Source organism: Streptococcus sp. 27098_8_22 (genome assembly GCF_041432415.1).
GTDB lineage: Bacteria > Bacillota > Bacilli > Lactobacillales > Streptococcaceae > Streptococcus > Streptococcus pseudopneumoniae_M.
Genome location: NZ_JAPVZP010000002.1, coordinates 1 through 15,777 on the forward strand (window position 1 = coordinate 1; position 15,777 = coordinate 15,777).

11 protein-coding genes are annotated in these 15,777 nt (G+C 39.6%); 1 reads left to right on the forward strand and 10 read right to left on the reverse strand.

The genetic code is table 11. The features are described 5' to 3' along the window. The 5 genes from O3633_RS03625 to O3633_RS03645 all read right to left on the reverse strand — a co-directional run. On the reverse strand, window positions 1-1,103 hold a 1,103-nt coding region (locus tag O3633_RS03625), incomplete at its 3' end, for a restriction endonuclease subunit S (RefSeq protein ID WP_371620406.1). Beyond that, window positions 1,103-2,098: a virulence RhuM family protein gene (locus O3633_RS03630; protein ID WP_371620407.1), complete on the reverse strand. Its 996-nt coding sequence runs from the start codon at window positions 2,096-2,098 to the stop codon at window positions 1,103-1,105. The genes O3633_RS03625 and O3633_RS03630, both read right to left, overlap by 1 nt. After that, window positions 2,088-3,659 (reverse strand): type I restriction-modification system subunit M, encoded by a 1,572-nt coding sequence (locus O3633_RS03635; RefSeq protein WP_371620408.1) that lies wholly within the window; start codon window positions 3,657-3,659, stop codon window positions 2,088-2,090. Before O3633_RS03635 ends, O3633_RS03630 begins: the two co-directional genes overlap by 11 nt. A 151-nt stretch (window positions 3,660-3,810) precedes the next feature. Further along, window positions 3,811-4,965, reverse strand: a complete 1,155-nt coding sequence (locus O3633_RS03640; RefSeq protein ID WP_371620409.1) for an AbiH family protein — start codon at window positions 4,963-4,965, stop codon at window positions 3,811-3,813. A gap of 53 nt (window positions 4,966-5,018) precedes the next feature. Continuing rightward, window positions 5,019-7,673, reverse strand: a complete 2,655-nt coding sequence (locus O3633_RS03645) for a DEAD/DEAH box helicase family protein (protein ID WP_371620410.1) — start codon at window positions 7,671-7,673, stop codon at window positions 5,019-5,021. A gap of 136 nt (window positions 7,674-7,809) precedes the next feature. Here O3633_RS03645 and O3633_RS03650 point away from each other — a divergent pair, with 136 nt between their 5' ends. Then, window positions 7,810-8,430, forward strand: coding sequence for a TVP38/TMEM64 family protein (locus tag O3633_RS03650; RefSeq protein ID WP_045763499.1), 621 nt, complete (start codon window positions 7,810-7,812; stop codon window positions 8,428-8,430). A 286-nt stretch (window positions 8,431-8,716) separates the two neighbouring features. Here the strand turns inward: O3633_RS03650 and O3633_RS03655 are convergent, their stop codons facing one another. The 5 genes from O3633_RS03655 to O3633_RS03675 form a co-directional block, all read right to left on the reverse strand. Then, on the reverse strand, window positions 8,717-9,871 hold the full coding sequence (locus O3633_RS03655) for an MFS transporter (RefSeq protein ID WP_371620411.1): 1,155 nt from the start codon (window positions 9,869-9,871) through the stop codon (window positions 8,717-8,719). Window positions 9,872-10,214: 343 nt separating this feature from the next. Next, window positions 10,215-11,141, reverse strand: a complete 927-nt coding sequence (ftsX, locus tag O3633_RS03660; protein WP_371620412.1) for a permease-like cell division protein FtsX — start codon at window positions 11,139-11,141, stop codon at window positions 10,215-10,217. Continuing rightward, on the reverse strand, window positions 11,134-11,826 hold the full coding sequence (gene ftsE / locus O3633_RS03665) for a cell division ATP-binding protein FtsE (RefSeq protein ID WP_004251332.1): 693 nt from the start codon (window positions 11,824-11,826) through the stop codon (window positions 11,134-11,136). Before ftsE ends, ftsX begins: the two co-directional genes overlap by 8 nt. A 15-nt stretch (window positions 11,827-11,841) precedes the next feature. Continuing rightward, a protein-coding gene (gene prfB / locus O3633_RS03670) for a peptide chain release factor 2 (RefSeq protein ID WP_148130293.1) occupies window positions 11,842-12,937 on the reverse strand; the annotation gives its coding sequence in 2 pieces (ribosomal slippage) (window positions 11,842-12,864 and window positions 12,866-12,937; 1,095 coding nt in all). 296 nt (window positions 12,938-13,233) lie between these two features. Then, entirely contained in the window at window positions 13,234-15,741 is a 2,508-nt protein-coding gene (locus O3633_RS03675) for an MBL fold metallo-hydrolase (RefSeq protein ID WP_371620413.1), read from the reverse strand. Window positions 15,742-15,777: the final 36 nt, after the last annotated feature.

The window sequence follows — 15,777 nt, forward strand, 5'->3', positions numbered from 1 at the left end:
GTGTACTCGCCTTCGGCGACGAATGTCAAGAGTTTTTCTCGGAAATATTTGTACTGTTTTTGACGCAGTTCAATTTCCTTGGGCAGTCCGATATTTAAGTCATTACAAACCGTATCAAAGTTGTCTAGAACTTGAACAATGCGAGATTGGATTTCAAGGGAAGGAACTGGGATTCTAATTTTATCAAGAATGGCTTGAGTTAAACTCGGTCTAGTTGGATTAGTTGCCATTTCTTCTAATTTGACAGTTGTTAAATAATAATAAAAATATTTTGGAATAATCTGTTTATTATCAATTTCTGTATAGTAAATTGTATCGACATTCCAAAAAGCTTTTTCTAAATAGAATAAATTAGTAATAGAGCCTTTTCTAGGAATTAAAACAGTTGGTTTATCATAAGAATAGTCTGCAACAAACTCTCCCATTTCCCCACCACTTCCATATACTGGTATTTCTCCACTTGAAAGAGTTTTCCAATCTTTACCATTTTTCAATGTAGCAACATCTTTAAGAACTTTCCACTCAACCTGATAAACCTCGTTTTCAAACGATAATAGTTTATCTCGATAAAAAGAATATTGCTTTTTACGTGAGGTCAATTCTGAGGTCAATTCTGAGGTCAATTCTGTAACATACTCTGTCATTTTGTCAAGTATTTGTACTATTTTTTCTTGAATTTTTAGAGGAGGGATGGGAATTAATAGTTTAGTTAATTTATCAGATTTTAACGCAGGTATACCGGCGCCATGTTGAAAATCCATAAGATATTTTTGATTCATTTTTAAAAAATGATATACAAATCTATTATTCACTTGAGTTTCATCGGGAAGTATATAATAGCAATGAGCATTAGCCCAAAATTTAGTCTCTACAAAATTAACAAAACCTGCAGAAGCCCCACCTTGACTTACAATAATTGTGTTAGCTTCAACATTGTAATCATTAGTTCTTCCTGAATAAGTTTGTCCACCATTATACGCAGGATAAAGTCCATCATATGTCAACAGATTCTTATTTAGTTGCTTACCCTTATTAACAGAACAAACTTCCCCCAACTCTTTCCACTCAACGGGACAGTTCTGGATTTCTTCTAGGATGTTCATCACTTACCTCCTTCCTTGGCTAGATTTTCAATACTTTTGATTTCCTTGAGGTAATCTTTTTCAACTTGACTGAGGGTCTTGGCTTGATAGCTCCTATATTCCTTATCTACCTTCTGTTTCATCTGTTCACGAGAAATAGAACCACTATTGTCCAGCAAGTCTTCTCCAGTAGCCTGAAGTATTCGATCTACGTGGGCCACCCAGTCCGCCATAGTCATGACTTCTTCCCTCTCTGCCTGTCTTTCAGCAAAGTCTAGATATCCTGATACAAGCTGATTAAGCCCACGGAGTTCCTTCTCTGTTAGATAGTTCTTGGCAACTTTTGCTTCAGATAGAGTAGGGAGGTCTCCCTTAAAAGTAGTCAAGCCCATAAACTCCTTTTCACTATCAACACGGTTATAGATGAGTTCACTGGCAGTATTGTGGTGAATGGCATAATGCATCTTGTTTTGTACCGTCGCAAAGAATTTCTTTGCCTCTGGTGAATTTGCATTGTAGTCACTTGATGTAGCAAAGAGATCCAAGACCTGACGGTAAAAAACTTTTTCACTCGAGCGAATGTCTCGGATTCTTTCAAGGAGTTCTTTAAAGTAAGAGCCACCACCCAAGTTTTTCAAACGCTCATCATCCATAGCGAAGCCCTTAATCAGATAGTCTTTCAAGACTGTCGAAGCATAGTGTCTAAACTGGATTCCACGAGGGGAACGTACACGATAGCCAATCGCTAAAATCATATCAAGATTATAGTAGGCAACATTTCGTTGAACACTTCTATTCCCCTCATTTTGAACTGTCAACTTATAGTTGACAGTTGCTTCTTCCGACAATTCACCATCTTCAAAGATGGCCTTGATATGTTTACTAATGTTTTGCTTGGAAGTTTGAAAGAGCTCAGCTAGTTCCTGTTGGGTCAGCCAGACTGTACCATTATCCAAATGTAGTTCAATAGCTGACTCGCCATCATCCGTTCTATAGAGAATTACATCATTTGCCATGGCTTAGCTCCTCTACAATCTTATCTATCTCTGCACGTAAGTAGTCAATCTTAGCAACTGTCTCAGCGATTTCTTTATTAAGCACATCAATATCAATCTTCTCACGTGTATCTTCTTGTTCGACATAGGTTGAGACAGATAGGTTATAATCCTGCTCTGAACCAATCACCTCATTCTCAACAAGAGATGCTTTATAGTCAACACTTTGATAATTAGAAAATAATTCAACAATGTGCTCGATATTGCTATCGGTCAAGACATTATTATTGGTTTCTTTCTTAAATTCTTTACTCGCATCGATAAAGAGCGTTTTATTTTCTAGTTTATTTTTTGCTAAAACTAAGATAGTTGTCGCAATAGAAGTTCCGAAGAAGAGATTATCAGGAAGGGAAATTACTGCTTCAACAAAGTTGTTATCTACCAGATACTGACGAATGGTCTTTTCAGCACCACCACGATAGAAAATACCTGGAAAACACACAATGGCTGCCCTACCCTTATTAGACAAATGGTTGAGACTATGCATGATAAAGGCAAAGTCAGCTTTTGACTTAGGAGCTAGCTTACCAGCTGGCGCAAAGCGGTCATCGTTTATCAGAGTTGGGTCTCCATCTCCCACCCATTTGACAGAGTATGGAGGGTTAGAAACGATCGCATCAAATGGCTTTTCTTCTAAATGCTGAGGATTTAAAAGTGTATCTCCTCGCTTGATATCGAAGTTATTGTAGTTGATATTGTGCAAGAACATATTCATACGAGCCAAGTTATAGTTGGTCATATTAATTTCTTGACCAAAGAAACCATCCTCCAAGATATGGTCTTCGTATTGTTTTTTCATCTGTAACAAGAGAGAGCCCGACCCACATGTTGGGTCGTAAACCTTGTTAATCTTGTCTTTACCGACCATCACTAAGCGAGCCAGTAGTTTAGAAACTGTCTGAGGAGTGAAGAATTCACCACCACTTTTCCCTGCATTACTGGCATAGTTAGAAATCAAGAATTCATAGGCATCACCAAAAGCATCAATATCATTTTCCTCAAAGTTGCCAAAGTTAATACTATTGATACCATTAAGAATATCAGATAGGCGTTTATTTTTTTCTGGAACAGTTCCACCAAGGATGTTACTTCGTGTATCCAAATTATCGAATAATCCTTTGATATCATCCTCAGACTTGAATCCAATCGCTGACTTCTCAATAGCTTGGAAAATATTGGCCAATTCTTCGTTTAAATTTTCATTTTGTGAAGCGTTCTTGACCACATTTTCAAACAGTTGACTTGGAAGAATAAAAAACCCCTTATCCTCAACTGTCCCTGGTTTAAAATCTTGCTCAGCTTCTTGGTCACTTAAGTCAGCATAACAGAACTCTAGATCCCCAGCCTCATGCTCAGCACGGTCAAAATAGTCTGCCATGTGCTCGGAAATAAATCGATAGAAAAGGATTCCTAGGATATATTGCTTAAAATCCCAACCGTCTACAGCTCCACGAACATCATCTGCAATCGCCCAAATTTTACGATGCAACTCCTTGCGTTCTGCATTTTCTTTACTTGCCATTTTTACTTCCCTTATTTAATGTATTATCTTTTCTATTTTATCATATTTCAAGAAAAACCACTCGACCTGAATAGATCGAGTGGGGAAAAAACTATTTTTAAAATATGATTTTATAATGGTATTCTATAACTTCAATTACTTTGTGACTATATTAAGGCAGTAGCACTTCTTCCATATCATCCTTATCATCACTTTTTACGAATACAATATTTCGTTTACCTGTTAACTCTATCAGTTTTTCCTTCCCAAGGATGATTGCGAGATTCTTAATAATTGAACGTTTAGCTGGTTCATCAAAGTAAGTAAAAATAAATCGATATATATACATTATATTCTGTTCTGATTCAGCCTCTACTAATTCAAAACATTTTTGAAATATTTCTTTATCTAAGGGATCAACCGAGTGGCCATAAATAATGATATTTGTTAATTGCAACTTAGACACTCCCTCATTTGAATACTTGTCCTTTGGTTTAAAAAATTTTTCAAAATCATTTCCCGTTTCTTTTACTACTCTCTGATAATATTTCTGGTAGGGAATTAAATCACTGTTAACATCATTTTCTTTATCCTCAATTCCAAAAACCATAGTATTGATGCGACTGAAAGTTCTATCTATATCAATTCGGCCATGTACGAAATGAGTTTTCTTCTCAGAAGTTCCGTAGAGATGACCTGATGTGTTGGTATAATTAAAATTTAGAACAGAGGAATTTGATAAATCCGATATTGCATCTAGAGCTGTTGACCTTGCTTCAATCCCCCTAACTTCAAAATCTAAGTAATCTTGATACGACAGATAAATTTCTAATAACTCAATTAATAAATCAAGTTGATCAAGAAATAACTCATCAAGTTTCTCTATTAGTAGCTCTTTTTGTTTATTATCAAACTCTATCTGACCAAAATTCTCCGCAATCACTTTAACAACATAATATTTTGCAATATAATTACTTCTATCTAATAAAACATTATCAAATTCAAGAGTATCAAAATAGTCAATACTTTCAAATAATACATCACTGTTGTTTTTAAAATATATAATAGCATCTAAAAGTCTTGAAATAATGAGTTCAATATTCGACCAATTTATCCCTAGAGTTTCTTCGTTTTCATTAATAAATCTCAAATACAAATTATTCTTATATTTCTCAATCCTTATATTTTTAACTTCTAGAAACTCTAACAGTCCCTCAGAAGGGCTAGAAAATAATTGTTTTTCAAACTCAATAAAATCTGTATACTTTGTTTTTCGCCCCATCGCTATATCAAAGCCATTGCCTAAAATTAAAATTGTATCTGCCATAGTTATTTCCTTCTCTTTTTTTCTTTATATAAATATTAAAATTGTAACTCTCCCTACTTCAAAGCACTTTTGACCTTCTTCTTGGTGATGAGGCGGTCATTTTTGTTGGCTAGGGATTTGAGTCGGGCTTCGAGTAAGACTTTTCTGCCTGCTTCGTTACGGGTGTAGACTAGCTGGTAATCACCTAGCTGAGGTACGACTGCGTCTAAAAAGAGCTGTGCTTCTTCCTTGCGTTTTTCGAAGAGGCTAGGAACTACGAAATACTTGGATTGGCCGACTGGTGCTTTTTTTGCTACTAAGAGGTAGCGTTGATTGTCCACGGGAGCAAAGAATTCACCCAAGGTCTGAGAAAAGAGTTCCTTGTCTCGCATACTGCCACCCTTAAGATAGGCAAAAACGCAATAGCTATCCTTATCTTCTTCCACCTGCACGCGCGACTGATCATCGGAAAGATGCCCCATCTTTAGCATGGCACTACGAATACCTTCACCCACCTGACGTAGACGTACATAAGGACTCTTGTAAAAGAAATAACGAACCAGAGCAATAGTAAGCAAGACAAGACTAATAGTCGTTAACCAAGCAAGACGAATACCATTTGTTTTAAAAAGATAGAGGAGGAGATTAACTGCAATCAATAAGAAAGAATAGCGAACCCACTTTTCAGCATCAACCAGTGTCAAGAGAGGGATTTGCTTGCGATCGGTTGCTACCTCATTGACAATCTCCAATTTATCCGCAACTACTAACGCCTCCTGCCATTTTTTGCGAAGGGAGCTACGGTCCTTGGACAATTCCTTGATTTTCTGATTATAGGCTTTAATCTTACTTTTCTTAAAAGGAGCTTTAGGAAAGTCCAAGCGATTCAGCCCTGTCTCGATGGTATCCTCCTTATAGGATAAACCTAGAAAGTGCTCCATCCGGCGACTTAGATTGAGTAAATCTTGATAGGAATTATCCTTATCTACTTCCTCTTCATTTTCCTTTTCCCTCAAGAAAAGATTTTTGGTATAGGGTTTGATAGCGACTAGATGCCAGATATTGCTGGTCTTTTCTGGATGTCCTGACCAGACACGAATGGCACGCCCTCGCATCTGATTACTGAGCATAAAGCTCCCCACAAAACTACCTAAGATCAGAGAATTAACACAAGGCGCATCCCACCCTTCACCTAAGAGAGACTTGGTCCCGATCAAGACCTGGATGGCCCCCCTTTGAAAGAGCTCAGTTACAGCCCCTACCATACCTTTACAGGTCGAGGGAAAACCTACCTGAAGATAGGTAGCTGGATCTAGTTGACCAATGGCTGAGAAGGTCAAAGCGACTGTTGGCAAGAGTGCCTGAAGTTCCTCCCTAACACTAGTTGGCACGATAACCACACTTCCTGAAAGCACTGCTAGGGGAACAGAAATCCTCTGTTTCTGAGCACTTCGGCGAATGCTTTCAAAGTAAGGAAGAACCCCCAGTTGACTGATGGGAGCCTGATCGTCCCCTAGATAGTTAGCAAAGTCCTTACGGATATAGTCTGCTAGGACTAGTTGTCTCAAGTCCTGACCTAGACTAGCATACTCGGTTTCAAAGATAGATGCGATGCCAGCCAGTTTTCCTAGAGATTGATTGAGGATTTGGTCATTGGCCTTGGATTTGACCAAGAAGACCTGACGTTTTTCAATCAATCCTCTTGATTTCAACTCAGCTTCTATCTTTTTCTTTGTCTCCTGTGGATCCTCATACCAGTCGGGTGTCTGATAGAGAAGGCCTTGCAAGAGGACTTCTAGCCAGTAGTAATTAAGAGCAGGCAAGCCTTCAGCTCCTAGTAAATCTCGTAGATGCTTGGGAATTTCTAGCTTTTGAGCCTGTAGATAAATGAGGAGGGCTGAAAGATACTTGGGATCTTCGAGGAGCATATCCGCAGAAATTTCCCCTTTGAGAACCTTGGAACTCCGAATCAACTCTTGGAAGTCAGGATCAACGACTAGTTGGCTGACATACTGCCACTTGGTGTCTTCAAACTCTTCCAAGCGCTTGTCCTCTTCCTTAGTCGGAAAACAGATATAGACAAAGTCCTGATGAGGGCAAAGAGTTTCTTCCTTGACCAGTTCTGGCACTGTGATTTCTTGGTCAATCTCGCCACACATCTGGAGATAGCGATCCCAGAGTTCTGGTTCACTGTCATAAGGCGGTGTCGCAGTGAGAGAGATGACTTGCAGTTGCTGGTAGTTTTTACGGAAGTCTTCTAGGCTCTTCCACCATTCATTTCTCAAGTGATGGCATTCGTCCAGACAGAGGGTTTCGACACCCCTTTCCTTGAGTCTGGCAAGCAGGTCAAAGCCGACATAGTCCTCAACCTCGCCATTATCCTCTTGAGATTGTACCTGTTGCATAGCACTGTGAAAAGCTTGGTAGGTGGCGATGGTGATTTGCTCCATGTCCTTGAGATTTTGAGACACGAGATTTGTGACTTGGTCCTCATCCTCTAAAAAGGCCTGGCGAATCCTATCCACCCATTGTTCCCGGATGGTAACCGTCGGTACCAAAACGAGGGCAGGCTTATCAAAGCGAGCAATCAACTCAATCCCAATGGTTGTTTTACCAGAACCTGGTGCTGCCACCAAGTGGACATGGCCATCTGCCTGGTATTCTTGGAACTTATCCAAGACCTGCTTTTGATAGTTGCGCCAAGTGCCATTAAACTTCAATCCTAACATGATTTTCCTCATTCTAAGCTGTCATTTTCTTATTCCCATTTTACCATACTTGAGACTAAGTCACACGAAGTTTCCCATATAGTCTTTCTCCTTAAAATATGGTATAGTAGAATCATACTACACAAGAGGAGTTTACATGTCACACGATAAAGAAATGAAAGCTGTTTCTCCCCTTCTACAGCAAGCAATCAATATTTCTTCCATCATCGGTGGAGTTGGTACTTTGATTTTCTGTATCTGGGCCTATCAGGCTGGAGTCTTGCATTCTAAGGAAACCCTATCTGCCTTTATCCAACAGGCCGGTATCTGGGGGCCACCACTCTTTATCTTTTTACAGATTTTGCAGACGGTTGTTCCTATCATTCCTGGTGCTCTGACATCCGTTGCCGGTGTCTTTATCTACGGGCATATCGTGGGGACGATTTACAACTATATTGGTATTGTTATTGGTTGCGCCATTATCTTTTACTTAGTGCGTCTCTACGGAGCCCCCTTTGTTCAGTCTGTCGTCAGTAAACGCACCTATGATAAGTACATTGGCTGGTTGGATAAGGGCAATCGTTTTGACCGTTTCTTTATTTTTATGATGATTTGGCCAGTTAGCCCAGCGGATTTTCTCTGTATGCTGGCTGCTCTGACCAAGATGAGCTTCAAGCGCTACATGACCATCATCATCTTGACCAAGCCCTTTACCCTGGTTGTTTACACTTATGGATTGACCTACATCATTGATTACTTTTGGCAAATGTTCGCCTGACCACTAAAAAAAGGTTGAGCAAAAACTCAATTTTATACTCAATGAAAATCAAAGAGCAAACTAGAAAGCTAGCCGCAGGTTGCTCAAAGCACTGCTTTGAGGTTGTAGATAAGACTGACGAAGTCAGTCACATATGTAATCCAAGGTAAAGCTGACGTGGTTTGAAGAGATTTTCGAAGAGTATTATCAGAAAATGGAAAAAATAAAACGCATAGTATCAAGGCTTTTCAACACCTGATAGTATGCGTTTTTCTGATTGTAATAACTTTTTGCCCAGCCTCTTTTGTTAATCTTCTTTTTTCAACAGGAGAGAAACAAGGACTGATGTCACAATCATCCATACTCCTAGAATGATAAAGGTCATTCGACCATCTGTAGTCACCAAGCCAATCCCTGAAAGAACAAAAGGTGTTAATGACGCACCAAAACTACATCCCAAAACAGTATAGGAAGTTGCTTTGTTGAGGAGTTTTGCTGGGATTCTTTCAGATATCAATTGAAAGACTGTCGTAAGAGCGATACTGTAGGCAAATCCTCCTAAGACCGAACCTGCAACGACAACCCAAAGAGAAGGTGAAAGAGCGATGATGATTTGCCCAATTCCAAAAGTTACACCCGCAACCAATAACAATTTTTCCTTAAAGGCAGAGATGAGGAAAGAAAAGCTAATTCCCGCCAGAATCCCAATCAACTGCATGGCACTGAGTACCAGACTAGACAACTGAGCATCTCCAAAGCCTGCCTCAATCATGAGACTAGGAATACGGAAGGTAATAGCTGTATTGGTACATACAATGACTGCAGCACCGACAGCTAGAAAGAAAATCAACTGTTTCATGGAGCGAGTTAATCTTACTACTTCTTCTGTCTTTTGCTTGGACTCATGAACTTCTTCTTTGTTATAAGGGACAAAGAGAAGGAAGAGTACAAGAACCACTAGACCTGCTGCATAGACTAGGAAGGTTGCGGTCCACCCAAAGGCCAAAAGTTGACCGACTGCCAAGGTCAAGATAGAGGCTCCCACCACCTCAGCTGAGCCACGAAAACCAAGCATCTGGATACGAGTTTTGCCATGGTATCGTTCACTGATGATAGAGATAGCCTTGGCGTTTAGCATCCCCACACCAATCCCAAAAAGCAAGCGTGTCGCAAAAACAAAGTAATAACCCTGATACCAGAAAGGAGCTGTTCCACTGATTGATAAAATCAAGAGTCCCAAGGTTAATTGGAGACGTTCTGGAAAAAGTCGTTCTAAAACTCCATTTAAGAGTAGCATGGCCATAATTCCAAAGGAAGGGAGGCTGACCAAGAGCTCGACCTGACCGGTCGAATAGCCCTGATAATAGTCAAACATGGCTGGTAGGGCACTTGATATTGAAAATGATGTGATTAATACTAACGACAGGGAAAGTATACTCACTTTTTCCAAAAATTGTTTCATTTTATCCTCATTCATTATTTATGTTAAGTCAAAAGAGCTAGATATTACTGTATAGATAAAAGTTATCTTTTATCTAGTCCCTATCACTCTTTTATCAAAAAGGTCCTTTCCTATCATACACTGTTTCCCAAAAATTGGCAAGCAACTGATACTCAATGAAAATCAAAGAGCAAACTAGGAAGCGAGCCGCAGGCTATACTTGAGTACGCCAAGACGAAGCTGACGTGGTTTGAAGAGATTTTTGAAGAGTATGATTTATAAGTTCAACATAAAAAGTAGGACCATCTGACTCAGTCAAGCCTGATGGTATCCTACTTTTATAGATTTTAGTAAACTATCTTACTTAGATTTTCAAGAATCGACGCATTGAGATTCCTGAACCAAGTGAACCGATACAGATTCCGATGAGGAACAAAAGACCGATCATCAATGGAATAAAGGTATCTGGGGTAATCAAGGATAGGTTTTGTCCAACCAAGGATGGGTTGACAGATTGGAATACTCGGTTATAGATAAAGTAAACCAGAACTGATGGAAGAGCTGCTCCCAACAAACCAATAAAGGCACCTTCTAACAAGAATGGGCCACGGATGTAGCTGTTTTTAGCACCAACCAAACGCATGATTTGGATTTCACGACTACGTGAAATGATTGTGATACGAATGGTATTTGAGATCAAGAAGACCGCGATGAAAATCAAGAGTCCTGCAATGAACAATCCCCAAACACGGATGAAGGAAGCCAATTTGAAGAGACGCTCCGTATTGGCACCACCGTCTTGAACCTCAGAAACTCCTTCGATTTTCTTAGCTTCTTCAGCGACTGGTTTCACATCACTTGGTGAATTGGTATCGACGATGTAGGCATCATGAAGAGGATTGGCATCTCCTTCAAAAACCTTCCACTCGTCACCCATGGTTTCAGTCAGCTTTTGGTACTGCTCTTCTTTACTTGAGAAAGTTACACTTTTAACAGCTGGCATAGACTTGAGGGCATCATAAACCTTGTGGTAATCATTGTTTGTAACTGTTTGGCCCTCTTTGACAATGGTTTCACTATTGTCTTCAACATCCTTACGAACATAAACCATGACGCGGACGTTGTTTTCGATATCCGTTGCCAATTTTGCAGTATTAAAGATAACTGAGGCAAAAATAGCAACCAAGGTCAAGGTAATCATTACTGAACTGACAGCAGCAATGGTCATCCACCCATTACGCTTTAAACTCTTTAAAGCTTCGAATAGGTGGCGGAAAAATCTACTAATCATCGTATCCGTACTCTCCTTTCGCTTCGTCACGAACCACACGACCATTCTCGATGGCAATGACACGGTGGCGCAAGGTATTTACGATTTGGCTATTGTGAGTCGCCATCAAAACAGTCGTCCCTTGGAGATTGATGCGCTCCAAGAGGTTCATGATTTCCCATGAGTTATCTGGGTCCAAGTTACCTGTTGGTTCGTCGGCAATCAAAACCTTAGGATTGTTTACGATAGCGCGAGCAATGGCGATACGTTGTTGCTCACCACCTGAAAGTTCATTCGGGAATGAACGAACCTTGTGCTTCAAACCGACAAGGTCCAAGACTTCCATAACACGTTTTTTGATATTGCGACGACTTTCACCAACAACCTCCATGGCGTAAGCAATGTTCTCATAAACGGTTTTCTTTGGCAAAAGTTTGTAATCCTGAAAGACTACTCCAACGTTTCTACGCAAGAACGGAATATCTTTCTTTTTAATCTTAACCAGGTTATAACCTGCAACTTGCAAGCTTCCTTTGTCGATTTTGACCTCACGATACAAGGCACGGATAAAAGTTGATTTACCAGCACCTGAAGGTCCTACGATGTAGGCAAATTCTCCTGCATCGATATTTACAGTGATGCCACGTAGGGCTGTTGTCCCGTTGTCATACTTTTTGACAACATCTCTCATTTCAATGATCGACATGTGACTTCCTTTCTTTTAACTAATACGCCATTTTAGATAGGCATCGATGAAACCATCTAAGTCTCCATCCATGACCTTATCTACCTGCGCAACTTCAAAACTGGTACGGTGGTCCTTCACCATGGTATAAGGGGTGAATACATAGGAGCGAATCTGGCTTCCCCATGTGATTTCTTTCTTATCCCCCTTAAGGGCATCTACCTCCGCAGCTTTCTTTTCCTGCTCCATCTGATAGAGTTTTGCCTGAAGCATCTTCATCGCACGATCACGGTTTCCGTACTGAGTACGGTCAACAGTCGATGCAACAACAATCCCTGTTGGAATGTGGGTCAAGCGGACACCTGTTGAAACCTTGTTGACGTTTTGTCCACCTGCTCCACCCGAGCGGAAAGTATCCATCTTGATATCATCTTCTCGGATGTCAACTTCAATAGTATCATCCAACTCTGGCATAACTTCTACAGAAGTAAACGAGGTGTGACGACGCTTAGCTGAGTCAAATGGTGAGATACGGACCAAACGGTGAACTCCCATCTCTGACTTGAGAAGACCATAGGCATTTGGTCCTTCAAAAGACAAGGTCACCGACTTAATTCCTGCTTCATCACCAGCTTGATAGTCCAAGACTTCAACCTTAAAGCCTTTAGCGTTACCATAACGAGTGTACATACGAAGGAGCATATCGCCCCAGTCTTGGGCTTCTGTTCCACCAGATCCTGGGTGAATCTCTAAAATAGCATTATTATGATCATAAGGCTCTGATAAGAGCAAGGTCATCTCGTAGCTAGTCATCATCTGATCTAGCTCAGCTAGCTTCTCCACCAACTCATCCTTAACAGACTCATCCTCTGCTAAAAAGTCTAGTAAGATTGCAACCTCATCCTGCAACTCTTCCATGGTATGGAAGGTATTGTAGGTATTTTTTAGTTCGTTTAATTCTTGCGACGTTTTTTGGGCCGCAATATTATCGTTCCAAAAATCAGGTTCTGTCATTTTGTTTTCCAAAATGGCAATTTCTTCTTCTAACCCTTCGAGGTCAAAGAGACCCCCTAAAAGAAGCTAATTTTTCACGATTGGCGTCAATTTTTTGACGGATTTCTGAAATGTCCATATATACTCCTTTTTTGTATCGTTTTATTATACCATAATTTTTCTTATTTATCTAATCGGGGGTTTTTAAAATTTCTTATCAAAATATTTCGATTTGAAGACTAAGAGAATGTTTTCAACAATTTAGGGTGTATAGAATCAAAAAACATCCCAAAGCTGATCAATATTCTCATCCTAAAAACATTGATAAATTCTTTGAGATGTATATAAATACTATTTCATGAGAAGACTAGGTTGTGAGTGAAACACTAGCACAGAGGGAGTTTTCTCGAAGACATAGTAAGAGGTAGAAAGCACTTATTCTTTATCTGCCTTCAAAGTCGAAGTTTCTTGGGCATCTGCTGATTTTTCTTCCTTATCTACTGGCTTATCAGAATCCTTCTTAGGGTCTTCTTGATTTCCCTGAACTTCTTCCTCTTTTACAGGATTTAAGCTCCAAATACCATCTTGATTGACCTTGTAGCCATCAGGTGTTGTTCCATTTCTTAGAAGTGAACCATCTGCTTGGAAATAGTACCAGTTGCCATTCAACTGTTTCCAACCAGTCTCCATTGCGCCGCTAGTATTGAGATAATAACGAGAGCCATCAATCTCTTGAAGACCTGTTAGCATGATGCCTTCCTCGTCTAGATAGTACCATGTGTCCTTATCTTTGAACCAACCTGTCTTCATAGCTCCGCTAGTTGCAAAGTAGTAGTAATGATTATCAAGCCATTTCCAGCCGGTCTGCATAGCTCCACTTGCATTGAGGTAATAGCGAGTGTCATCAATTTCTTGAAGACCAGTTTGCATGATACCTTCCTTGTCTAGATAGTACCATGTGTCCTTATCTTTGAACCAACCTGTCTTCATTGCTCCGCTAGTTGCAAAGTAGTAGTAATGATTATCAAACCAGTTCCAACCTGTTTGCATAGCCCCACTTGCATTGAGATAATAGCGAGTACCTTCAATTTCTTGTAGGCCAGTTTGCATGATACCTTCTTTATCTAGATAGTACCAAAGCCCCTTATCTTTGAGCCAACCTGTCTTCATTGCGCCACTGCTTGTGAAGTAGCTATAATGATTATCGAACCACTTCCAACCTGTTTGCATGGCTCCACTTGCATTTAGATAATAACGAGTTCCTTCAATCTCTTGTAGGCCAGTTAGCATAACACCTTCTTTATCCAAGTAATACCAAGTATCTTTATCCTTGATCCAGCCTGTTTTCATCGCTCCGGAACTAGCAAAATAGTTCCAATGCCCTTCAATCGAGACCCAACCGGTTTGCATAACTCCCTTATTATCAAAGTAGTAGGTTACTCCATTGATTTCTTTTTTACCAACTATTTGTTTTCCTTCTTCATCAAAGTAGTACCAGTTTGATTCAATTTTTTGCCATCCAGAGCCTGTCTCATCTGACTGTAATGCCCCACTACTTGCAAAGAACATTTTCTTACCATTAAAGACTTGTGAGCCAGTAAGCATTTTACCATCTTTATCAAAGAGGTACTTTTGTCCACCGATTTCAGCTAGCTGATCATATCGTCTTGCACCATCAGATTGAATATAATACCAAGCATTATCATGATAGAACCATCCACCTGTTTGCATTTTACCATCATCATTAAGGTAATACCAGTTACCTTCAAGATTTACACCATTATTTTTTAAATGGAGCCATCGACTCGTTTGTTTTTGACCTTTTCCATTAAAGAAATAGTAACTACCATCAATTTCTTGCCAACCAATAGCCATTTGTCCATCTGAAAGACGATATTTCCAATATCCACCTTCCTGATACCAATTCGCATCAACTTTAGGAATATCAGGGAAAGCATTTGAGACATTAGTGAATCCTTGATTACTAATATCAAATACCGTTGCGTCTTGAGTATTGCTAGAAGCACGGACAACCTGAATATTTTTCTCTTGAAGATAATCCCTTGTCGAAGCAAGGTTGATCTCTCCTCCAGTAGTTTGGATAACCATGCTTGGTGAAAGATTGTCGATAAAAGCTTTAGTATTTGATATTTTTGCATCATAGTGGTGATTCCATTTCATCATGTCCACTTTTCCAATAACTGGACCTAGCTTATCCTCAGCTCCCTCAGCGTTATCTAGGTCGCCACCAAGATATATCTTTTTACCTGCCACAGTCACAACAGCTACAATTGAGTTGGAATTATCATCAAGTACCCTTTTGAGTTTCCCGTCTGCACCATACTCATTCTTATAATTATAGAGTTGGATATCCATGTTTCCCATTGTGAAATGGCTGTCTTCGTCCTTTATATCTTGGACAACTGTAACCCCGCGATTTTGAGCAGCACGAAGAGCATTATCATAATTGAAAAGATTATCCCACAGTCCCCAATTACTTGTAATTCTTTCATCTGAATATTTTTTCAAATAAAATTTGTCTACTTGATAACGATTAAGTATTTCATCCGCACCACCTATATGGTCGCTATGAACATGAGTTCCTAGGACAAAATCTAATTTCTTCACTCCAACCTGATCTAGATGTCGCATTAAACGATCTTCCAAAACTTGATAATTTCGCATAGAAATTCCCCAGCGATCTGGATATCTCGGATCAGTTCCGTCAGGGAAATCATAATCTTCGCCCATGTCAATAAGGGCATAATGACCATTACTCTCTAGAAGAATAGCATCGCTTCCAGATTTAGCTTTTGTATTGATAAAATGTATGCGATTCCCTGCACCTGCTGAGATAGTATCTGCATTTACTGTTTGCGCTTGAATTATTGTGGCCGATAGAAACAAGGCACTAAGCAATATTGATTTTTTTAAACTTTTCATAAGGCATTCAACTTTCTTAATTAATTTTATACTATT